This is a genomic window from uncultured Fretibacterium sp., assembly GCF_938030725.1.
Taxonomy (GTDB): Bacteria; Synergistota; Synergistia; order Synergistales; family Aminobacteriaceae; genus Fretibacterium.
Map to the genome: position 1 here is coordinate 1 of NZ_CALHIQ010000109.1, position 19,500 is coordinate 19,500.

Sequence of the window (19,500 nt, forward strand, 5' to 3'; positions counted from 1 at the left end):
GCCCCTGCGGCCGGCGGCGCTGCCGTGACGGCTCCCATGCCCGGCAAGGTTTTGAGCGTCAAGGTGAACGTGGGCGACCCCGTGAAGAACGGGGACCTGGTCCTGATCCTCGAGGCCATGAAGATGGAGAACGAGATCTTTGCGACCTCCGACGGCACGATCTCCGAGGTCCGCGTCGCCAGCGGCGCCTCGGTCAACACGGGCGACGTCCTGATCGTCATCGCCTGAGCCGGGAGGAACGGCGAGGTGGGCCTGCTCGACGTGAGAGGCCTCGTCCTGCCGTTTGACGTGGATTGACGTAAGACGAGGATCCCTCCTGATTCCCTGAGGGGACGGGGAGGGGTCCTCGTCAATTTTTGCGCCGCCGGGGGCTCCGGGGCCTTTCCGCTTCGCCGAAGTCAGATCGGGCAGGAGTCCCTCCGACCTGCAACTCGTGCTATTATTAAAGAGGTTCGTAACGGGGGTTCGGCTGGGCCGGCCCGCCCTCAGAGCGGCAGAGCGTTTCTGCCCCGCCCGGTTGAGGGCTTCCGCAGGATACTTTGTGGAGGTGGGTTTTTGATGAAGGCAGCTGTTGGGTGTGATCACGCCGGTTTTGTCTTGAAGCAGGCCGTGCTGGACTTCCTGAAGGAGAAGGGGATCGAGGTTCAGGACTTCGGGACCTTCTCGGAGGAGAGGGTGGACTATCCGGACTTCGCCCTGGAGGTCGCCCGTGCGGTCTCGCTGGGGGACGCCGACTGCGGCGTCCTGCTCTGCGGGACGGGGATCGGCATGGCCGTTGCGGCGAACAAGGTGAGCGGGGTCCGCGCCGCGGCCTGCAACGACGTGGAGAGCGCCAGGATGGCGAGGGCTCACAACGACTTGAACGTCATCACGCTCGGCGGGCGCTTCATCAAGCCGGAGCAGGTCCGCGGGATCCTGGACGCCTGGCTCTCGACGCCCTTCGAGGGAGGGCGCCACGTGCAGCGCCTCAACAAGATCGCCATGGCAGAGCACACGCCCCTCAGCGTCGGCAGCTCCGGAGGGGGGCGCGTCGCCATCTTCAACCATCCGCTGGTCCAGCACAAGGTGGGCATCATCCGGGACAAGGACACCAACGTCAAGGAGTTTCGGGCGCTGGTCCAGGAGATCGCGGGCCTGATGGTCTACGAGATCACGCGGAACCTCCCCCTCGAGGAGATCGAGGTGGAAACACCCGTGGCCCGGACGAAGGCTCAGACCCTCGCGGGCAAGACGATCGCCATCGTGCCCGTGCTGCGGGCGGGGCTCGGCATGGTGGACGGCATCCTTCAGCTGATCCCCAACGCGAAGGTGGGCCACATCGGCCTGTACCGCGACCCGGACACGCTGGGCCCCGTGGAGTACTACTGCAAGCTGCCGCAGGACGTGGAGGAGCGCGACGTCTTCGTCCTGGACCCCATGCTGGCCACCGGAGGGTCTGCGTCGGCGGCCATCTCCATGATCAAGGAGCGGGGCGGAAAAAAGGTCTCGCTGGTCTGCCTGATCGCCGCCCCGGAGGGCATCGAGCGCGTCCACAAGGAGCACCCGGACGTGGACGTCTTCATCGCCTCCCTGGACTCCCACCTGAACGATCACGGCTACATCGTCCCCGGCCTGGGGGACGCGGGCGACCGCCTGTTCGGGACGAAGTAGGGGCGCGCCCTTGCTCGACGTCAGGCTCTTGCTCCTGGGGCTGGGGGGGTTCTTCTGGGGCGGCATGATGACGCCCTTCTCCATCCGCCTGGCGGAGCGGTACGGGATCCTGGACGTGCCGGACCCCCGCAAGCTCCACACGGGGCAGATGCCGCGAGGGGCCGGCCTGGGCCTCTGGTTTGGCTACCTGCTCCTCTCCCTCTGCCTCGTGGGACGCATGCCCATACTGCGCTTCTCGTCCCTGGGGGCGACGCTGATCTTCCTCTGCGGCTATCGGGACGACATGCACTCCCTGAGCCCGTTCCTGCGCCTGGCGCTCCACTTCGTCGCCTCGGCCCTGGCGGTCCTTCCGCTGCACCTGCCGTTCCTGCCCTCGATACTCGCCTTGGTTTGGGTGGCGGGGGTCACGAGCGCCTACAACCTCATCGATGGGGTGAACGGACTCTGCATCTCCCTCTTCATGGCGTCCATGGCGGCGCTGTGCTTCCTGGCGGCCGCCCCCGTGGCCGTCTGCATGGGGGCGATGTCGCTCGGCGTCCTGTGCTGGAACTTCCCGGAGGCGCAGACGTTCCTTGGAGATGGCGGAAGCACGCTCCTGGGCTACCTGTTCGCCGTCCACTTCGCGGCCTCGGCGCTGCCCAGGGTGTCGGGGGCCGGACTGCACGAGCTGATCCTGCTCCTCCTGCTCTTCGGGGGCGTTCCCGTCCTGGACACGTTGGCCGCCTTCAGCCGCCGCATCCTGATGGGGCGCTCCCCCTTCTTCCCGGACAGGGGCCATCTGCACCACCTCCTGATGGCCCTGACGGGGTCTCCCCTGTGGTCGGTGGTCGTCCTCCTGGCCCTTCAGGCCCTCTCTCTCTTGGGGGGCCTTGCCGTGTACACACGGCTGCTGTAACGCTGAACGGTAAAAAATGCGGGGTGCGGTAATGCATAAAGTGACGTGTGTGGTTGGAACAAGGCCTGAGGCCATCAAGATGGCCCCGGTGATTCGCGTTCTTCGCGAGAACGGAAATTTTGACGTGACGGTGCTGGCGACGGGACAGCATACGGACATGCTGGTTCAGGCGCTGTCGCACTTCTGCATCAAGGCGGACGTGAACCTCAACATCATGAGGCGCCGTCAGTCGCTGGACCACATCACCTCCTCGGTGCTGACGGGGGTGGGGAGCTTTCTGGACGGCGCGCCCCAGGACATGATCCTGGTGCACGGGGACACCTCGACGACGCTGGCGGCGGCCCTGGCGGCCTTCTACCGCCACATCCCCATCGGCCACGTGGAGGCGGGCCTGCGCAGCCACAACATGGCCCTTCCCTTCCCTGAGGAGGCGAACCGGGTCCTGACGGACCGACTGGCTTCCCTGTACTTCACGCCCACCGAGAGCGACGCGGAGAACCTGCGGCGCGAGGGCGTGGACCCCAGGAGAATCTACGTGACGGGAAACACGGTGATCGACGCGCTGTTCTGGACCCTGGAGAACCTGGTGCAGCCGGAGGTCCTGCGCGCCCTTCCCCCTGAAACGCCCCTCGTCCTCATGACGGCGCACCGCAGGGAGTCCTGGGGCGAGCCCCTGATGCGCATCTGCAGCGCGGTTTCCGAGCTGATTCAGCAGAGGCCCTACGTTCGGGTTCTGGTCCCGCTCCACAAGAACCCGGAGGTCCGGGACCGCATCCAGGAGCGGCTGGGCATGTACCCTCAGATGATCTTCACGGAGCCCCTCTCCTACCCGGACTTCGTTTCCGCCATGAACCGGAGCCTCTTCATCCTCACCGACAGCGGGGGGATTCAGGAGGAGGCCACCGCGCTGCGCAAGCCCGTCCTGATCATGCGCACCCTGTCGGAGCGCCCGGAGGCGGTCACCCTGGGCACGGGAGTGCTGGTGGGCACGGAGCGCGAAACGATCCTCCGCGAGTCCCTGCGCCTGCTGGACGACGCAGCCTATCGCCGCTCCTTCTCGGACCGGGGAATGCCCTTCGGGGACGGCAGCGCGTCCCCACGGATTCGGGACGTCATCGGGCGCTTCTTCAACAGCGACGATGGCGAGGACTGGGAGATCGATTTGAAATGAACGTGATGAGGATAGAGGGAGGACGGCCCCTTCAGGGGACGGTCCGCACCCAGGGGGCCAAGAACGCCGCGCTTCCCGTCATGGCGGCCTGTCTGCTTCTGAAGGGGCGGACGCTGACGCTCTCCAACGTCCCGGAGCTCTACGACGTGAGCACGATGATGGAGCTGCTGACGGCGCTGGGCGTCACGGCGCGGCGGGAGGGTAAGGAGGTGACCCTCGGCGTCGCCGACGAGGTGTCCTGGGAGGCGCCGGAGTCCCTGGTCCGCAAGATGCGGGCCTCGTCCCTGGTTCTGGGCCCCCTCCTGGCCCGCTGCGGCCGGGCTGCCCTGCCCCTGCCCGGCGGCTGCTCCATCGGCAGCCGGCCCATCGACCTGCACCTCAAGGGGCTCGTCCAGATGGGGGCGAAGATCGAGATCCGCAACGGCGTCGTCTGCGCTCAGGCGGACCGCCTGCGGGGTCGGCGCATCTACCTGGACTTTCCGTCGGTGGGGGCCACGGAGAACCTGATGATGGCTGCGGCGCTGGCACAGGGGGAAACGATCATCGAGAACATAGCGCGGGAGCCGGAGATCGACAACCTGGCGGTCGTCCTGCGCAGCATGGGCGTGCCCATCGACATGGAGGGGACGGGCTGCGTCCGCATCAAGGGTGTGGAGGAGGTGCAGTCCAGTCGGGAACGGGTCATCCCCGACCGCATCGAGGCCTGCACCTACCTCCTGGCTGGGGTGATGACGGGCGGCAGGGTCACGGTGGAGGACGTCATCCCGGCCCACATCGATTCCCTCCTGGCGAAGCTGGAGGAGGTTGGGGTGCGGTTTGCGGTCAACGGCAGCGCCGTGACCGTCTTCCCCGCGGACCGGCTGCAGTCCGTGTCCCTCAAGACCATGCCCTTTCCGGGCTTCCCCACGGACCTTCAGCCCCAGATGGCTGCCGCCCTCTCGCTCGCCGAAGGGACCAGCATGATCGAGGAGAGCGTCTTCCAGGCCCGGTTTCTCTACGCGGCGGAGCTCAACCGAATGGGGGCGGACATCCGCATCAAGGGAGACACCGCCGTGATCAGCGGCGTGGAGCGCCTGAGCGGCGCCAACGTCAAGGCGACGGACCTCCGGGCGGGGGCAGCGCTCATCCTCGCGGGCCTCGCCGCGCAGGGACGAACTCAGGTGGAGGACATGGTCCACGTCTGGCGCGGCTACGAGGCCATCGACGTCAAGCTGCGCTCCCTGGGCGCGCAGGTGGAACTGGCGGAGGACGTGAGGTGATGGAGGCCCCCCGCTCCGAGGTCCAGGGGGGGCAGCCGGAGGGCGGAGCGCCGCGCGGCAGCCTCTCGGCGATCGAGGTCTACGCCTTCGTGGGGCCGGCGGGCACGGGCAAGAGCCAGCGCGCCTCCCACGTGGCGCGCCAGTACGGCATCGACCTGATCATCGACGACGGCCTGGTCGTCGCCAGGGGCCGCATCATGGCGGGGCGCAGTGCCAAGTCGGAGACGAACATGGTCCGGGCCATCCGCCGGGCGATCTTCGAGTACGCGCCGCACCGCGAGGAGGTCCTGAAGTACCTTTCGGCCCGCGCGCTCCGCGCCCCGTGCAGGCTGATGATCCTGGCCACGTCGGAGGGCATGGTCCGTAAGATTACCGCCAAGCTGGGGCTCAACGACCCCGTGGCGTTCATCGACATCCGGGACGTGGCCACCCCGGAGGAGATTTCCCTGGCGCTGCGGGAGCGGCGGGAGAAGAAGCAGCACGTCGTCCCCGTCGCGCGGGCGCAGATACAGCGCAACTTCGCGGGGAAGCTGGTGAGTCAGATTCGTGGCCTCTTCAAGAGCCGGGACCGCGACGAGGCCCGAAACACCGTGGTCAAGCCACCCTTCAGCTTCGACGGGAAGGTGACGATCGAAAAGGACGCGATCCAGGCCATGTGCCGGCACCTGCTGGAGCTGGGGGAACACGTGCAGAAGATCCACGAGCTCGAAATTCAGGCCGACGACGACAGCCTGGAGATCAACGTCGTGCTGGACCTGAAGCTCCAGGACCGGAGCGCCCTCAGCATCGCCCGCCTCCTCCAGAAGAAGGCGAGCACGGGCCTGAGCTACTTCACGGGCATGGACGTCCGGCGGGTCAACATCAAGATCAACGAGGTGTCCTTTTAGGCGGGCGCGGGCATTGGGGGTGAACGCATGGACGACAAGGAGCGGGAGGCGGCGCGGGATGCCGCATGGGAGGAACTGCGTGGCCGCGTGGCCGCCTGCAGGCGCTGCGGCCTGTGCGAGACGCGGACGAACACGGTCTTTGGCCAGGGGGCGGTCCACACCCCCATCGTGATGGTGGGCGAGGGGCCCGGCGCCGACGAGGACGCCCAGGGGCTGGCCTTCGTGGGACGGGCGGGCCAGCTTTTGACGAAGATCCTGAGCGCCGCGGGCATCGACCGGGAGTCCGTGTTCATCACGAACGTCGTGAAGTGCCGTCCCCCCAACAACCGCACCCCCACTCAGGAGGAGATGCTGAAGTGCGGGGACTTCCTGGAGGCCCAGCTCCTGCTGTTGAGGCCCCGGATTCTGGTGTGCCTGGGGAACACGCCACTGAAGTGGCTCCTGCGGACGTCGGAGGGCATCACGGCCCTGAGGGGCCGCTGGTTCGACTGGCGGGGCGTTCAGCTCTTCCCGATGTTCCATCCGAGCTACCTGCTGCGCAACGACTCGCGGCAGAAGGGAAGCCCCAAGGACCTGACGTGGCAGGACGTGCAGAACCTCAAGGCGCGCCTGGACGAGATCACAAAGAGGAAAGGAACGGAGGCCAATTGAGCGAGAAGAGAGTGCCGGAACACCTGGCGATCATCCTGGACGGCAACGGAAGGTGGGCCAAACGCCGCGGGCTGCCGCGGCTCATGGGGCACCGGGCCGGCCTGCGCAAGCTGGAGGAGATGGTTCACCTCGTCAAAAAGGCGGGAATCCGCTACTTCTCGGTCTATGCGTTCTCGACGGAGAACTGGAGCCGTCCGGAGATGGAGGTCACGGGCCTGATGAGCCTGTTCCGCTACTACATCCGGCGCAAGGTGGAGGCCATCAAGGCGGAGGGGGCCCGCATACGCTTCGCGGGGCGGCGCGACCGTCTGCCCCCGGACCTGCTGGAGCTGATGCGCCACGCGGAGGAGCGGACGAAGGACGAGAACGTCCTGGACTTCATCCTGTGCATCAACTACGGCGGGCGGCCGGAGGTCCTGGATGCCGTCAACGCGCTTTACGCGAGCGGGCACCGAGGGACGGTGACGGAGGCGGACCTGCGGCGCTTCCTCTACCTCCCGGACGTTCCGGACCCGGACCTCGTGATCCGCACCAGCGGCGAGCTGCGGCTGAGCAACTTCTGGCTTTGGGAGGCCGCCTACAGCGAGCTCTACTTCACGGATACCTACTGGCCGGACTTCGACGAGGCCGCCCTCAGCGCGGCGCTCGAGGACTATGCGGGACGGGAGAGGCGCTATGGCGGGCTTAAGGCCTAACGGCGAGCTCCAGCTGCGCACGGTCAGCGGCCTCGTGATCGCCGCGGTCGTGATCGCGGGGATATACTTCGGCGGTTGGGCCTGGCTTGCGATATCGCTGGCCTTGGCGCTTCTCTCCCTGAGCGAGTACTACCGTATGCTGTCCAAGCGCATGAAGCTTTCGCGGGGCATCGGCTACATCTGCGCGCTGGCCGTGATGCTGTCGAGCGCCGAGGGCGTACAGCCCGTTTCCATCACCATGACACTCTCCCTCAGCGCCTATGTGATCTTCATGATCGAGATGATGCGCCGTCAGGTCACGGGGCAGAGCTTTGCGGTAAACAACGTGGGCGGAACCCTGTCCGGCGTCGTCTTCATCGTGGTGCCCTGGACGTGCATCGTGCTGCTCCGGAGGCTGCCGACGGGCTCCCTCGTCCTGTTCACGCTCTTCGCCTGCACCTGGGGCTGCGACGTCATGGCCTATTTCGTCGGAAGCCGCTGGGGGCGCAGCAGCCTCTGCGAGTACATCAGCCCCCGAAAGACCGTCGAGGGCTTCATCGGTGGCGCCATGGGCAGCCTGCTGACCTGTGCCCTCGTCATCTTTTTGATGGAGCAGCCGCCCTACCCGCTCTTCATCATCGGAGTCGTCTGCGGCATCGCGGGGCAGCTGGGGGACCTGGCCGAGTCCCTGGTGAAGCGCGAGCTTGGGGAGAAGGATTCGGGGGGGCTGATCCCCGGACACGGAGGCGTCCTGGACCGCTTTGACAGCATCCTGCTCAACGGCCTGCTGACGTACCTCGTCTTCGGCCTGCTCCTGTGAGGACGACCATGACGGCAACCAGGACGGGACGAAAGCGCGTGGCCGTGATCGGCGCGACGGGAAGCGTCGGCAGCGCCATCCTCTCCGTGTGCCGTGCGCACCCGGACGAGGTCGAGGTGCGGGCCCTGGCGGCCCGCAGGCCTTCCGAAAAACTGAGGATGCTCTCACGGGAGTTTGAGGCTACAATGCTCTGTGCCTACGACGCACCGCGGGGAACGGAGGGACTCCTCACGGGCTCTGAGGGGCTGGTGGCCATCGCGGAGAGCCCGGAGGTCGATCAGGTGCTCTTCGCCTCGTCGGGGACGGCGGCCATACCGGCGCTGCAGGCTGCGCTTCGGGCGGGCAAGGAGGTGTCCCTGGCCAACAAGGAGAGCATCGTGGTGGCGGGCCCTTGGGTCATGCCCCTCGTTTCCCGGCCCGACCAGCTGCGCCCGCTGGACAGCGAGCACAACGCGATCTGGCAGTGCCTGCACGGCGAGGGGGAGGGACGCGCCGTGAGGTCCATACGCCTCACGGCTTCGGGCGGCCCCTTCAGGACCTGGACGGCGGAGGCGCTGAAGACGGTGACGCCCGATATAGCCCTGAAGCACCCTGTCTGGGCCATGGGGGCGAAGATCACGATCGACAGCGCGACGCTGATGAACAAGGGCATCGAGCTGATCGAGGCGATGTTCCTCTTCGGCCTCGAACCGGCTCAGGTGGACGCGCTGGTGTCGCCGGGCTCCTTCGTCCACGGCCTCGTGGAGTTCGCGGACGGCAGCGTCAAGCTACTGGCCGCGACGCCCGACATGCGCCTGCCCGCGGCCTCCTGCCTCTTCTGGCCGGAACGCCGCTTCCCCGCGCCGGACTTTGCGCCGCCGCTTCTGGCGCCCCGAACGATCTCCTTTGAGGCGCCGGACCCGGTGCGCTTCCCCGCGATGCGGATAGCGCGGACGGTGATGGAGCGGCGCGGCGCGTATCCGGCCCTTCTGGTCGGTTCGGACGAGGTGGCGGTGGACCGCTTCTTGAAGGGGCAGATCGGCTTTACGGACGTCGCCGCGGTGGTGGAGGAAACGCTGGCGTCCTGCCCGCTCCCCGCGCCAGGATCCCTTGAGGAGGCGCTCTTTGCGCTGAAGGAGGGCAGGCGCTGCGCCGCGGCCGTCTGCAACGGCCTGGTGGGGCGCAGGGCGTAAAAGGCCGTCGCCTGCGGGGTTAAAATTTTTTGGAGGTTTCGATACCGTGTTGATCAGTCTCGTTTCGTTCGTTATCGTCATCGCCGTCTGCGTGGTCGTCCACGAGTTCGGCCATTTCATCACGGCGCGCTGTCTTGGCGTGCAGGTCCACGAGTTCGCCTTTGGCATGGGTCCGGCGCTCTGGCAGCACAAGAGCGCCGGACCGGAGCCCATGCTGTGGTCGGTGCGGGCGTTCCCCGTCGGGGGCTTCTGCCGCCTGGCGGGCATGGGGGAGGAGGAGGGGGAGGAGGCCGTCCTGCCCGGCAAGGGCTTTAACGAGCAGCCCGGCTGGAAGCGCTTCCTCATCCTGCTGAATGGCTCCCTCTTCAACGTCCTCCTGGCCCTTCTGCTGACGGCGGTCTTCCTCTGGGGTCACGGCGCGCTGGACATGGAGCACACCCGGATCGGCGAGGTCATGCCGGGATTTCCCGCGGAGGCCGCCGGCATTCAGGTAGGGGACAGCATCACGGCCGTGAACGGCCGTTCCGTTCAGGAGTGGCGCGAGATGTCGGAGGCGCTGCGGGAGGAGGCAGAGCGGGGCGGGGACGTGAGGGTCGAAGTTCGACGCGGTGAGGAGGTCCTCACGATCTCGACGCCCATTCCCATGAGCGAGGAACACGGACGCCCCATGCTGGGGATCACGCCGGCCCTGGTGCGCTACTCCCCGAAAGACGCGGTCCTGAACGCGGGGCAGTACACGTGGCGGATGACGACGCTGATGCTGAGGGGCATCGCCGACTGGATCCTGCGCCGGCAGGAGGTGGACATCACGGGTCCCGTGGGCATCGCCTCCATGTCGGGGCAGGCCATGCGGGCGGGGTGGTGGGCCTTCGTGACGTTCGTCGCCCTCATCAGCCTGAACCTCGGCCTGCTGAACCTGTTCCCCATCCCGGCGCTGGACGGCGGGCGTATCCTCTTCGTGCTGCTGGAGATGGTCTTTCGCCGCCGCCTGCCGGAGAGGGTGGAGAACTGGATCCACACGGCGGGCTTCGTCCTGCTCATCCTGTTGATGCTGGCCATCACCTGTCAGGACGTCTACCACCTCTTCTGGACGAAGTGAGCGGGCCGTCGAGGTGAAGCGAAGCGTTCAAATCGGGGCCCTCCGCATCGGCGGGGGGGCCCCAGTTCGCGTCGAGAGCATGCTTAAGGTCTCCCTGTCGAACCGGGAGGCCTGTGCTGCGCAGTGCGCCAGCCTGCTGCGGGTGGGCTGTGAGATGGCTCGGGTGGCCCTGCCGCGTCCGGAACTGGCCCCGGACCTGAAGTGGCTCGTGTTCAACACGGACCTGACCCTGATGGCGGACATCCACTTCGACCCGACCCTGGCCGTGCTGGCCATGGAGGCGGGGTGCCGGGCCATCCGCATCAACCCCGGCAACATGCCCCTCAATCGCCTGAACGACGTCATCCAGACCGCCAAGGCCCTGGGGGTGACGATCCGAATTGGGGCCAACGGGGGGTCGGTTTCGGGCCGACAACTGGAGGCCGCGGGGGGCGACCGGGCGGTGGCGCTGTGCATCGCGGTGCGGGAGCAGGCGGAGCTCCTGCTGGGCGCGGGCTTCGAGGACCTGATCCTCTCGGCGAAGTCCTCCTCCGTGCCGGAGTGCGTGCGGGCCAACGTCCTGATCGCGCGAGAGTACCCGGACTTTCCCTTCCACGTGGGGCTGACGGAGGCAGGGCCGGGAGATGGCGGCATCGTGAAGGGCGCGGCGGGCATCTCCGCTCTCCTGGCCCAGGGGATCGGGGACACCATCCGCGTGTCCCTGACGGACGCGCCGGAGCGCGAGGTTCGCGTGGGCTACGAGATACTGAAGGCTCTGGAGGTTCGGACCCGCGGCGTGAACCTCATCAGTTGTCCCACCTGCGGGCGGCGTCGGGCGGACGTCATGGAGCTGACGAAGTTGATCGAGCCCATGCTGGAGAGCCTGCCGGACGGGACCACCGTGGCGGTGATGGGCTGCGAGGTCAACGGCCCGAAGGAGGCAAGGCACGCCCAGATGGGGATCGCGGGAACGCCGTCGGGCGCGGTGCTGTTCCGTGAGGGGCGCGTGGTGGGAGAGTACCCCTTCGAGGCCCTCCCGAACGTCCTGCCCCGCTTCTTCGCGGGGGAGCCTCTGGAGCGCGGCGACGCAGGACGGGATGCGGGCTGCTGAGGCTGTCTGCCGCGGGGTCCTGGGCGGGAGCCCTCGAAACTCCCGCAACGAACGATGGAGAGACGAATTGAAGGAGGACATGGACATGGCGGCTGCGGAAAAGCGCGTTTTCAAGTGTGCCTCGTGCGGGCACGTCTTTGAGGAGGAGGGCGCGTCGATGCGCTGCCCCGAGTGTCGGGGCAGGACGCTGATCCTTGAGGCAGGCCCCACCTTAAAGGGGAGGGGCTGCGGGGGGAACTGCGGCGGTGGGTGCAGCTGCGGCTGCCACCACTGAGGGAGGCCGAAGTCATGGCCGCAGGCAAACAGGAACACACGACGCACCTCCTTGGCGCGGAGGTCGTCGGCAAGACGCACCCACGCATTGAGTTGCGTGGGCGGCTGGATGAGTTGAACGCTCAAATCATCCTGACGCAGGCGCGGGCGCGGGCCGCGGGGGAGCGTCAGTTGGAGGCGGACCTGGAGGAGGTTCGGGTCAAGGCCGTCCGCGAGGCCATGATGGCCGAGGTGACCGACGCGCCCTGCGGCGAGTTGGCCCTGTGGGGACTGACGGAGGAGGATATCCACCAGCGGTCCCACACTCCGGCGCGTTTCTACGGAAAGGGACACCTCGACCTTCACGCGGACATGGGGCTCTGGGCGGCGGAGATCAACCTGTTGCGCACGCTGGTGCGGGAGACGGAACTCGTCGCGTGCCGCGCCTTCGACGACGGGGCGGGTGGCGTGACGAGGCCGGACATCGTCAAGATGCTGAACCGCCTCAGCAGCGCGCTCTACATCCTGATCTACAACTACCTGCCTGAGGGGTTCACCCGCTTTTATGGGCGGATCGGACAGAGGTAACGCCTTAATAAAACCGTAGATGAGGGCCGGCTTGTGTCGGCCCTCATCGGTCCCTGGATTGGAACTCCAGGTTCGTTTTCTTCAACGTTGTCCGGACTTTTCCTCCAGCAGCCTCAACGCCCCTGTGTCCTTGAGTTTTTCATTATCTTTCGCATAGTCGAGGGCTGTTTTACCCTTGCTGTCCTTTGCCTTCGCGTCTGCTCCGGCCTCCAACAGCGCGGTCAGGGCTTTGGGGTGGGGGTTATATTGAGCTGCAACCATTAACGACGTCCACCCATCTTTATTTTTGGCGTTGAGGTCTGCTCCTGCCTCTATCAAAGCCATCAGGATTTCCGAGTTTGAGTTGTTGTACGCTGCAACCATCAACGGCGTCGCCCCATCTTTATCTTTGGCGTTGACGTCCGCACCGGCCTTTATCAAGGTCTTCAGGACTTCCAGGTTTGAGTTATATCGGGCCGCAAGCATCAACGGAGTCCACTCGTCTTGCTGTTTGGCGTTGACGTCTGCACCAGCCTCTATCAAGGCCTTCAGGACTTCCGGGTTTGAGTTATATCGGGCCGTACCCATCAACGGCGTCCACCCGTCTTCGGCCCTTGCGTTGACGTCCGCTCCGGCTTTTAACAAGGCCACCAGGACTTCTGGGCTTGAGTTATAGGCAGCCGCAAACATTAATGGTGCCCATCCATCTTTGGTTTTGGCGTTGACATCCGCTCCAGCCTCCAGCAGCGCAGTCAGGGCTCCTGAGGTTGAGTTATTGTACGCCGCAAACATCAACGGCGTCCACGCATCTTGCTGTTTGGAGTTGACGTCCGCGCCCGCCTCTATCAAAGCCCTCAGGACTTCTGGGTTGGGGTTATAGTGTGCCGCAAACATCAGCGGCGTCCACTCAGCTTTGTTTTTGACATTGACGCCCGCGCCCGCCTCTATCAAGACCTTCAGGACTTTGGGGTTTGAGTTCTTGTACGCCGCAATCATCAATGGCGTCGACCCATCTTTGTCTTTGGCGTTGACGTCCGCTCCGTCCTGAATCAGTTGCCGTACCTTTTCAGGCTCCGCTTTGCCGGTTATCTCCAGCAGTTCTTCCGTTGTCCCAGCACTCGCCTGTCCCTTGAAAAGCGTGAGCAGCAACAGAGACCACAAGACAAAACCTGAAACGCTGCGAGTGAGTAAAGCAGACTTTTTCTTCAACGTGTCCCTCTCCTTTTTTAACGTCCGGTCTTTTCCTCCAACCGCTTCAAAGCCCCTGTGCCCTTGAGCGCTTCCCTCTCCCTCGCGTAGTCGAGGGCTGTTTTACCTCAAGTGGTTTCAATTTTCTTGTTGCGTTTGGCGTGACGATCTGACGTGTGGCGGACCTCAAGTTAAGAACGGTCATGGCCCTTAACCATAGATTATAATACTAACAATGTTGAAATTATAGGACCATTGATTAGATTTCGAGTTCTGCTCTGGTGCTACGTCCAGGATGTTGATCGTGTACGGGCGTATGCATGATCATTTACGAAAATAGATGTCGGGACGCAAAAATCCGTAATCTATCTTTTGGAGGCGCATGGAGGGCGAGCGGGATTTTTAACTCAACAAGCCGACATGTCGCTGCCCGCAGCACGATGAGGCAGGCAGGATGACGATCGGCATCTGGAGCTTCCGGCTGGACGAGGACAGCCTGCCCCATAACCCCACCTTAGCTTTTTTCAGAGGGCTTGACGATAAGTGCGGGAATAGTGTATCATCTTTGGTATACCAGTTGGTATACCAAAGGGTGTGCCGAAGAATCCAGTAAGGATATAAAAAACACAAACACTGAATAAATGAAAGATGGAGTTGCCAGTCCCTGTGCGGGGAACGATCAGGCGCACTGCGAAGAGAGAGTGAGTTTTGATGCGGGAGGGCCGCTTGGCTTTCGATGTCTACAAAAAAATAAAAGAAGGCATCCTCTCCCTGGCCTACCCCCCGGGCGCGACATTGCAGGAACGCCAAATTGCAGAGCAGTTCGGCGTCAGCCGAACACCTGTACGCGAGGCCATTCAGTGCCTTGCGCAGGAGGGGTGGCTCGTCATCAGCGCAAGACGATACATTCAAGTGCGCGACGCTTCAACGCTCAATCTTCGCAAGCTTTTTGATGCCCGTCGCCTCTTGGCTGATGACGTCGTGGATATTCTTTTTTCAGGGCGAATGCACGCCGCAGTTTCAAAACGTATGCGGGCCGCCATTGCGGCCATGAACGACGCAAAGGAAAACCTCTTCGCGTTCATTACGGTGGACCAGGCCTTTCACTCGATTGCCTTTGAGGTCCTGGAGAACGAATATCTGCAAAAGTTTTGGCAGAGCGTCAGCGAGGACATGATCTGGTTCGGAATGCTTGCCATGGATGAGCATCGCTATGGGAGTGTTCTGCAGGAGCATGAGGAGATTGTAAGGGCAATGGAGCAGGGGCAGAAGGATGCGGTGAAAGCTGCCGTGACGGCCCACCTGGATTCGACAGAAGCTATCCTGCTCGGCAAGATGTACGACGGCGGAAGCTGCGGCAGAATTTCCCCGCAGGCCCTTGGGTTTAGAAGGGATCTAAAGAAAGGAGTGGCGGTTAGGACATGCGAATGAAATCAGTTGCGCTGCGTAAGGATGGAAGCTCGCATGAGGTTTCATTGCTGTGGGACGCCTGTGTTGCAGCAGGATATACGGGGCGCGATCAAGCTGGTGTCCGTGCACACGTGGAGGAGCTAAAGAAGATCGGCGTCCCATCTCCTGAACGAGTTCCCTCTATGTACTGGATCGAGCCGGAGCGCATCAGTGCTGCATCCTCCGTCTGGGTTGTAGGGAACAAAACGTCAGGCGAGGGCGAGGTCTTTCTGGCCCGCTGCAGCCAGGGGAATTTGCATGTGACCGTTGCCAGCGACCACACGGACAGGGCGCTTGAGACGGTGTCCGTTTCCAAGGCAAAACAGATTGCGACCAAGCTTGTCGGTGCGATCTTTTGGCGTGTGGATGATGTGCGCGACCATTGGGATGAGATTGAGCTGCGGGTCTGGAACGACGGAAAAATCTATCAGGAGGGGACGCTGGGGCAAATGTTGCCTCCTGAAGCGCTGTTGGAGCTCGCCGAGGAGGATTCACCGGTTAAGGGTGGGCGCATTTCGCTCTTTAGTGGGACGCTTCCTGTCATCGGCGGAGACCTCGTTTATGGTAGCCGTTACGTGCTCTCTTTGAAGGACCCCGTTCTGAATCGGGAACTGCGGCGCGAGTATGCGGTTCAAGTCCTTCCAGATCGCAATTAGGGGTAGAGGACATGAAGCTACGCGTTGGTGTTCTGCAGTTTGACGTGGCCCTGGGCGATCGGATGAAAAACAGGGCAACGCTTCAGCGATGGCTGAAGTCAACCTTGGTGCCATCCGACCTTACGACGGTGCTCGTGATTCCAGAAATCTGGGATGTGGGTTACGCTCTTCCCCGCGCGAAGGAGCTGGCCGATCCCGAAGGGAAAGGCGCGGCGGAGTTTCTCGGCGGCCTTGCCAGGCAGTACGGCGTCTGGTTTGCAGGGGGCTCGGTGCTTGCCTCTACGCCTGAGGGATTTGCAAACCGAGGGCAGGTCGTCAACCCTCGTGGCGATCTCGTTGAGTATTATGACAAGGTACATCTCATCCGTCTTATGGAGGAAGATAAGTACTTCGTCCCGGGGAGGAAAGAGTGCATTTTTGACGTGAACGGCATCCGCGCTGGCTGCGTGACGTGCTACGACATCCGTTTTTGCGAGTGGGTGCGGACTTATGCGCTGGATGGCGTTCAAGTGCTCTTTGTCAGTGCGGAGTGGCCCATGTCTCGAATTGATCACTGGGAGGCGTTGCTTAGGAGCCGCGCTATTGAAAACCAGATGTATGTTGTCGCCTGCAACCGGTGCGGCAAGTCCGAGGAGACGCTCTTTGGAGGACGTTCCATGATCCTCGGCCCCAAAGGCGAGCTGCTCTTCCAAGCCGGTGCTGGCGAGGAGGCAGGCTTTGTCATCCTCGATATGGATGAGGTGGAAAAAACGCGAGGGTTCCTGACGGTCTTTAACGATCGAGTACCGGGAATATACAAGGTGTAGCGATAATGCTCGCGTGACGTTATAGTACCAAGTGGTGCAGTCCTGTAAATCCAAGAGGGGAGCGAATGAAGATGAAACGAAGAATGTTCTTGAGCGTTGTTGCGTTGTTGGGTTTGGTTTTTTTGAACAAGGCAGCCTTTGCGGCATCTGTCAACATCAAGCTGGCACACGGCGGCAGTTTGGAGCATCAGTACCACATTGGAGCAACGGAGTTCAAGCGACTCGTTGAGGAGGCTTCAAACAACGAGATTGAGGTCACGATCTTCCCACAGGGACAGCTTGGCGGGGAGCGTGAGCTGGCAGAGAGCGTTCGTATGGGGACCGTTGAAATCGGAGAGTTGGCGGCCAGCAACATGGCAGGGTTCGTTCCGGAGTTGCAGGTGTTTGGCATCCCCTTCCTCTTCACGGGCAAGAATGCTGTCTACTCTGTTTTGGACGGAGAGATTGGCGCCGAGCTGAACGGCTATATGCTGAATAAGGGCTTTGTCAACCTTGGCTATTGGGAAGTGGGCTTCCGCAATATGACGAACAATGTTCGCCCGATCAAGAAGCCGGAGGATGCTAAGGGGCTCAAGATTCGAGTTCAGGAGTCCAAGATATGGATTGAATTCATGAAGGCGCTAGGAGCCGTCGCGACGCCGATCCCCTTTGGTGAGCTTTATTCAGCGCTACAGCAAAAGGTGACGGATGGCGAAGAAAATCCTATCGCTACGATATATTCCATGAAGTATTACGAGGTGCAGAAGTACGTTTCCATGACAGCCCACACCTACGAACCCGCACTGGTTATCGTGAACCAGCAGTGGTTTGAGGGACTGGATCCAAAGTATCAGGCGATTTTGAAGGATGCCGCAATCAAAACGGCCACGTTGCAGCGTGCCAAGTTGGCGGAGCTCGAAAAAGAACGTCTGGAGATCATCAGAAAAGCGGGGGTAGAAATCGAGGAAAATCCGGACCACGCCGCTTTTGCCGAATTGACAAAGGACCTCTATAAGGTGATCTCGGACACTGTGCCCGAAGAGCTGGTCATGAGAATTCGGGACGCGATTGCCAAGGCCCAATAACAAACGAAACATTTGTTGCTCGCCTTGTGATAAGGGGGGTGTTGCCCCCCTTTTTTTGTTTGGAACTGTCTGTAGAGGAGTGAGTGCGTTGCAGAAGATGCGATGGCTTTTTGCGACTGCATCGGGAATTTGCCTGGCTGTCGTTTTCCTGGTGACATTGGGCCAGGTCGTTCAGCGCTACGTTTTCCATATGCCCATGCCATGGGCGACAGATGTCACAAGAATATCTTTTATCTATTCCGTGTTTTTTGGCATGGGCGTCGGGGTATTTAATAAATCCCATCTCAATATCGACGTCTTGGTAAGGCTGCTCCCCAAGCGTATTCAACCGTGGTTTGCTCTGTTTTCCAACATCATTGTGATGATTTTTCTCGGCGCTGTCTTCCGCTTCAGCATTCCCTTTGCTCAGGCAAATGCCGACCAAGTAACCCCTTATCTTCTCCTGCCTATGGCCTGGATATATTATGTCATTCCCATCACAGTTACCTTTATGCTCATCTTCCTCCTGATTGATACCGTTAAACTCTTGCGCAGCATGGCTCTGAACCAATCCGTGGACGGAAGGTGACGCTGATGCTCTGGATCGTTGCGCTGTTTTTAGTGTTTCTTCTTGGCGTCCCGATTAGCTTTTCCCTTGGTATTGTTACGCTGGCAGGTTTGGTCGGTTCAGGACTGCCGCTACAGGTGCTCGTCCAGCGTATGTTCACCGGGGCGGATAACTTTGCCTTTGTTGCCATTCCTCTTTTTATTTTAGCGGGCAACTTGATGGCTGTTGGCGGAATTTCAAAGCGTATTACTTCGTTTGCCGATATGTTGGTCGGACATTGGCCGGGTGGTCTGGGGATGGTAGCCATAGTGGCCTCCATGATATTCGCTGCCGTCACGGGATCGGCGATTGCAGCCACGGCAGCAATAGGCGCTATACTCATCAGCGAGATGATCGTGAAAGGCTATTCACGGCCCTACGCTGCAGCATTGGTGGCCACGGCTGGCTCCATTGGCCCTATCATCCCTCCAAGCATTCCTCTTGTAGTCTATGGCGTCATTGTCAGCAGTTCCATCGCAAAGCTTTTCATGGGAGGGGTCATCCCCGGCATCCTGATGGGAATCTTTCTCATGATCGCTAACTGGCGTATCAGCAAGGTTAGAGGATACGTGGGGCGGGAAAAGAAGGCAAAATGGTCTGAGGTACGTCAGGGACTTCGTGATGCGGTGTTAGCCCTTTTAATGCCCATTATCATCATTGGTGGCATCGTAGGCGGTATCTTCACGCCGACGGAATCTGCGGCCATCGCGGTAGCCTACGCCTTGGTGTTGGGTGGGTTGATCTACCGTGAGCTCTCATGGCGTTCACTCGCCAAGGCTTTCGTTGATGCAGCAGTGACCACAGGGGTCATCCTTACGGTGCTGATGACGGCAAACTTGTTTATCTGGTTTATGACCGTGAAAATGATTCCCCAGTCCATCGCTCAAAGCCTGCTCTCGGTAATCAGCTCAAAGTGGGGCGCGCTTATGGTGATGAACATTATCCTGCTTATTGCGGGAACATTTATTGACACAACAAGTGCAATCACGATTTTTGTGCCGCTTTTTCTGCCTCTCGTGCAGACGTTTGGCATTGATCTTATTCATTTTGGCGTCATGGTGGCGGTCAACCTGACGATTGGCATGTGTACTCCACCGCTTGGAGTCTGTCTCTTCGTCGCTTGTGAGATTGCGGATACCACTTTGACGAAAATGTTTAAGGACCTTATCCTCATGCTCATCCCACTTCTCATCCTGCTGGCTCTCATTACCTACGTTCCGTCCACTGTCCTTTGGCTGCCCAATGTCCTTGGGCTTTAGGAATGACGATGCTGGTCCTCACTTTGGGGACCAGCATCACGTCATGGCTCTGCCTGCAACAGGGGCCCGTTGTCCCCGCAGCGAGGGCAGTGTCCAATGAGGCATAGAGTAGCTCGCGTTTTTCTCAGCCCTGACGCTGCGATGACGAACTATGTCGCGTCAGGGCTGTCCCTTTGCGAAGAAAGCTAACGGAGGGCCTTAAGGAGTCCCATCGTCAGCACGGGGAAATAGGTAAAGAGCAACAGGCAGACCACCATGGCGCAGAAAACCGGCACGATCTCGCGTGAGATGCTCTCTATATTCTC

At 61.9% G+C, this 19,500-nt stretch carries 21 protein-coding genes; 20 read left to right on the forward strand and 1 reads right to left on the reverse strand.

Translation table 11 applies throughout. The features are described from left to right. The 14 genes from Q0629_RS06500 to Q0629_RS06565 form a co-directional block, all read left to right on the forward strand. Positions 1 to 228, forward strand: a 228-nt coding sequence (locus Q0629_RS06500) for a biotin/lipoyl-containing protein (RefSeq protein ID WP_298780421.1), incomplete at its 5' end; no start/stop codon positions are given. Between the two features lie 330 nt (positions 229 to 558). Further along, positions 559 to 1,650, forward strand: coding sequence for a uracil phosphoribosyltransferase (upp, locus tag Q0629_RS06505; RefSeq protein WP_298780423.1), 1,092 nt, complete (start codon positions 559 to 561; stop codon positions 1,648 to 1,650). A gap of 10 nt (positions 1,651 to 1,660) precedes the next feature. Then, on the forward strand, positions 1,661 to 2,545 hold the full coding sequence (locus tag Q0629_RS06510) for an MraY family glycosyltransferase (protein ID WP_298780425.1): 885 nt from the start codon (positions 1,661 to 1,663) through the stop codon (positions 2,543 to 2,545). 49 nt (positions 2,546 to 2,594) lie between these two features. Then, positions 2,595 to 3,716 carry a UDP-N-acetylglucosamine 2-epimerase (non-hydrolyzing) gene (gene wecB, locus Q0629_RS06515; RefSeq protein ID WP_366123169.1) on the forward strand — a complete coding sequence of 374 codons (1,122 nt, stop codon included), beginning with the start codon at positions 2,595 to 2,597 and terminating at the stop codon, positions 3,714 to 3,716. Next, on the forward strand, positions 3,713 to 4,975 hold the full coding sequence (gene murA / locus Q0629_RS06520; RefSeq protein WP_298780430.1) for a UDP-N-acetylglucosamine 1-carboxyvinyltransferase: 1,263 nt from the start codon (positions 3,713 to 3,715) through the stop codon (positions 4,973 to 4,975). The genes wecB and murA overlap by 4 nt, the downstream gene beginning before the upstream one ends. Beyond that, positions 4,975 to 5,862: a hypothetical protein gene (locus tag Q0629_RS06525; protein WP_298780465.1), complete on the forward strand. Its 888-nt coding sequence runs from the start codon at positions 4,975 to 4,977 to the stop codon at positions 5,860 to 5,862. Before murA ends, Q0629_RS06525 begins: the two co-directional genes overlap by 1 nt. Positions 5,863 to 5,889: 27 nt before the next feature. Beyond that, on the forward strand, positions 5,890 to 6,513 hold the full coding sequence (locus Q0629_RS06530) for a uracil-DNA glycosylase (protein ID WP_298780432.1): 624 nt from the start codon (positions 5,890 to 5,892) through the stop codon (positions 6,511 to 6,513). Next, the gene (uppS, locus tag Q0629_RS06535; protein ID WP_298780435.1) at positions 6,510 to 7,208 is read left to right on the forward strand and encodes a polyprenyl diphosphate synthase; all 699 of its coding nucleotides are present in this window, start codon (positions 6,510 to 6,512) and stop codon (positions 7,206 to 7,208) included. The genes Q0629_RS06530 and uppS overlap by 4 nt, the downstream gene beginning before the upstream one ends. Beyond that, complete coding sequence (locus Q0629_RS06540) at positions 7,189 to 8,007, forward strand: phosphatidate cytidylyltransferase (RefSeq protein ID WP_298780438.1); 819 nt, start codon at positions 7,189 to 7,191, stop codon at positions 8,005 to 8,007. Before uppS ends, Q0629_RS06540 begins: the two co-directional genes overlap by 20 nt. Before the next feature lie 8 nt (positions 8,008 to 8,015). Next, positions 8,016 to 9,179: a 1-deoxy-D-xylulose-5-phosphate reductoisomerase gene (locus tag Q0629_RS06545; RefSeq protein WP_298780441.1), complete on the forward strand. Its 1,164-nt coding sequence runs from the start codon at positions 8,016 to 8,018 to the stop codon at positions 9,177 to 9,179. Positions 9,180 to 9,225: 46 nt separating this feature from the next. Beyond that, positions 9,226 to 10,278: an RIP metalloprotease RseP gene (gene rseP / locus Q0629_RS06550; RefSeq protein ID WP_298780444.1), complete on the forward strand. Its 1,053-nt coding sequence runs from the start codon at positions 9,226 to 9,228 to the stop codon at positions 10,276 to 10,278. 13 nt (positions 10,279 to 10,291) lie between these two features. Continuing rightward, entirely contained in the window at positions 10,292 to 11,368 is a 1,077-nt protein-coding gene (gene ispG, locus Q0629_RS06555) for a (E)-4-hydroxy-3-methylbut-2-enyl-diphosphate synthase (protein ID WP_298780447.1), read from the forward strand. Between the two features lie 85 nt (positions 11,369 to 11,453). Then, entirely contained in the window at positions 11,454 to 11,642 is a 189-nt protein-coding gene (locus Q0629_RS06560; RefSeq protein ID WP_298780449.1) for a hypothetical protein, read from the forward strand. Positions 11,643 to 11,656: 14 nt separating this feature from the next. Continuing rightward, on the forward strand, positions 11,657 to 12,208 hold the full coding sequence (locus Q0629_RS06565) for a hypothetical protein (RefSeq protein ID WP_298780451.1): 552 nt from the start codon (positions 11,657 to 11,659) through the stop codon (positions 12,206 to 12,208). A gap of 81 nt (positions 12,209 to 12,289) precedes the next feature. Here the strand turns inward: Q0629_RS06565 and Q0629_RS06570 are convergent, their stop codons facing one another. Next, positions 12,290 to 13,396 carry an ankyrin repeat domain-containing protein gene (locus tag Q0629_RS06570; protein ID WP_298780453.1) on the reverse strand — a complete coding sequence of 369 codons (1,107 nt, stop codon included), beginning with the start codon at positions 13,394 to 13,396 and terminating at the stop codon, positions 12,290 to 12,292. 705 nt (positions 13,397 to 14,101) lie between these two features. Between Q0629_RS06570 and Q0629_RS06575 the strand changes: the two genes are divergently transcribed. The 6 genes from Q0629_RS06575 (at position 14,102) to Q0629_RS06600 (ending at position 19,195) form a co-directional block, all read left to right on the forward strand. Beyond that, positions 14,102 to 14,806 carry a GntR family transcriptional regulator gene (locus Q0629_RS06575; RefSeq protein WP_298780455.1) on the forward strand — a complete coding sequence of 235 codons (705 nt, stop codon included), beginning with the start codon at positions 14,102 to 14,104 and terminating at the stop codon, positions 14,804 to 14,806. Further along, positions 14,803 to 15,480, forward strand: coding sequence for a DUF2848 family protein (locus Q0629_RS06580; RefSeq protein WP_298780457.1), 678 nt, complete (start codon positions 14,803 to 14,805; stop codon positions 15,478 to 15,480). Before Q0629_RS06575 ends, Q0629_RS06580 begins: the two co-directional genes overlap by 4 nt. Positions 15,481 to 15,491: 11 nt before the next feature. After that, positions 15,492 to 16,286 (forward strand): carbon-nitrogen family hydrolase, encoded by a 795-nt coding sequence (locus Q0629_RS06585; protein ID WP_298780458.1) that lies wholly within the window; start codon positions 15,492 to 15,494, stop codon positions 16,284 to 16,286. Positions 16,287 to 16,351: 65 nt separating this feature from the next. Then, positions 16,352 to 17,350 (forward strand): DctP family TRAP transporter solute-binding subunit, encoded by a 999-nt coding sequence (locus Q0629_RS06590; RefSeq protein WP_298780460.1) that lies wholly within the window; start codon positions 16,352 to 16,354, stop codon positions 17,348 to 17,350. Positions 17,351 to 17,447: 97 nt separating this feature from the next. Then, positions 17,448 to 17,918 carry a TRAP transporter small permease gene (locus Q0629_RS06595; protein WP_298780467.1) on the forward strand — a complete coding sequence of 157 codons (471 nt, stop codon included), beginning with the start codon at positions 17,448 to 17,450 and terminating at the stop codon, positions 17,916 to 17,918. A 5-nt stretch (positions 17,919 to 17,923) separates the two neighbouring features. After that, positions 17,924 to 19,195: a TRAP transporter large permease gene (locus Q0629_RS06600; RefSeq protein WP_298780463.1), complete on the forward strand. Its 1,272-nt coding sequence runs from the start codon at positions 17,924 to 17,926 to the stop codon at positions 19,193 to 19,195. Positions 19,196 to 19,500 lie beyond the last annotated feature (305 nt).

Coding starts and splice junctions, on each gene's coding strand:
- Q0629_RS06595 (WP_298780467.1), top strand. CDS start 17,448: ATGCGATGGCTTTTTGCGACTGCATCGGGAATTTGCCTGGCTGTCGTT.
- Q0629_RS06600 (WP_298780463.1), top strand. CDS start 17,924: ATGCTCTGGATCGTTGCGCTGTTTTTAGTGTTTCTTCTTGGCGTCCCG.
- Q0629_RS06530 (WP_298780432.1), top strand. CDS start 5,890: ATGGACGACAAGGAGCGGGAGGCGGCGCGGGATGCCGCATGGGAGGAA.
- Q0629_RS06540 (WP_298780438.1), top strand. CDS start 7,189: ATGGCGGGCTTAAGGCCTAACGGCGAGCTCCAGCTGCGCACGGTCAGC.
- Q0629_RS06560 (WP_298780449.1), top strand. CDS start 11,454: ATGGCGGCTGCGGAAAAGCGCGTTTTCAAGTGTGCCTCGTGCGGGCAC.
- Q0629_RS06580 (WP_298780457.1), top strand. CDS start 14,803: ATGAAATCAGTTGCGCTGCGTAAGGATGGAAGCTCGCATGAGGTTTCA.
- murA (WP_298780430.1), top strand. CDS start 3,713: ATGAACGTGATGAGGATAGAGGGAGGACGGCCCCTTCAGGGGACGGTC.
- Q0629_RS06565 (WP_298780451.1), top strand. CDS start 11,657: ATGGCCGCAGGCAAACAGGAACACACGACGCACCTCCTTGGCGCGGAG.
- Q0629_RS06545 (WP_298780441.1), top strand. CDS start 8,016: ATGACGGCAACCAGGACGGGACGAAAGCGCGTGGCCGTGATCGGCGCG.
- Q0629_RS06585 (WP_298780458.1), top strand. CDS start 15,492: ATGAAGCTACGCGTTGGTGTTCTGCAGTTTGACGTGGCCCTGGGCGAT.
- upp (WP_298780423.1), top strand. CDS start 559: ATGAAGGCAGCTGTTGGGTGTGATCACGCCGGTTTTGTCTTGAAGCAG.
- Q0629_RS06590 (WP_298780460.1), top strand. CDS start 16,352: ATGAAGATGAAACGAAGAATGTTCTTGAGCGTTGTTGCGTTGTTGGGT.
- Q0629_RS06525 (WP_298780465.1), top strand. CDS start 4,975: ATGGAGGCCCCCCGCTCCGAGGTCCAGGGGGGGCAGCCGGAGGGCGGA.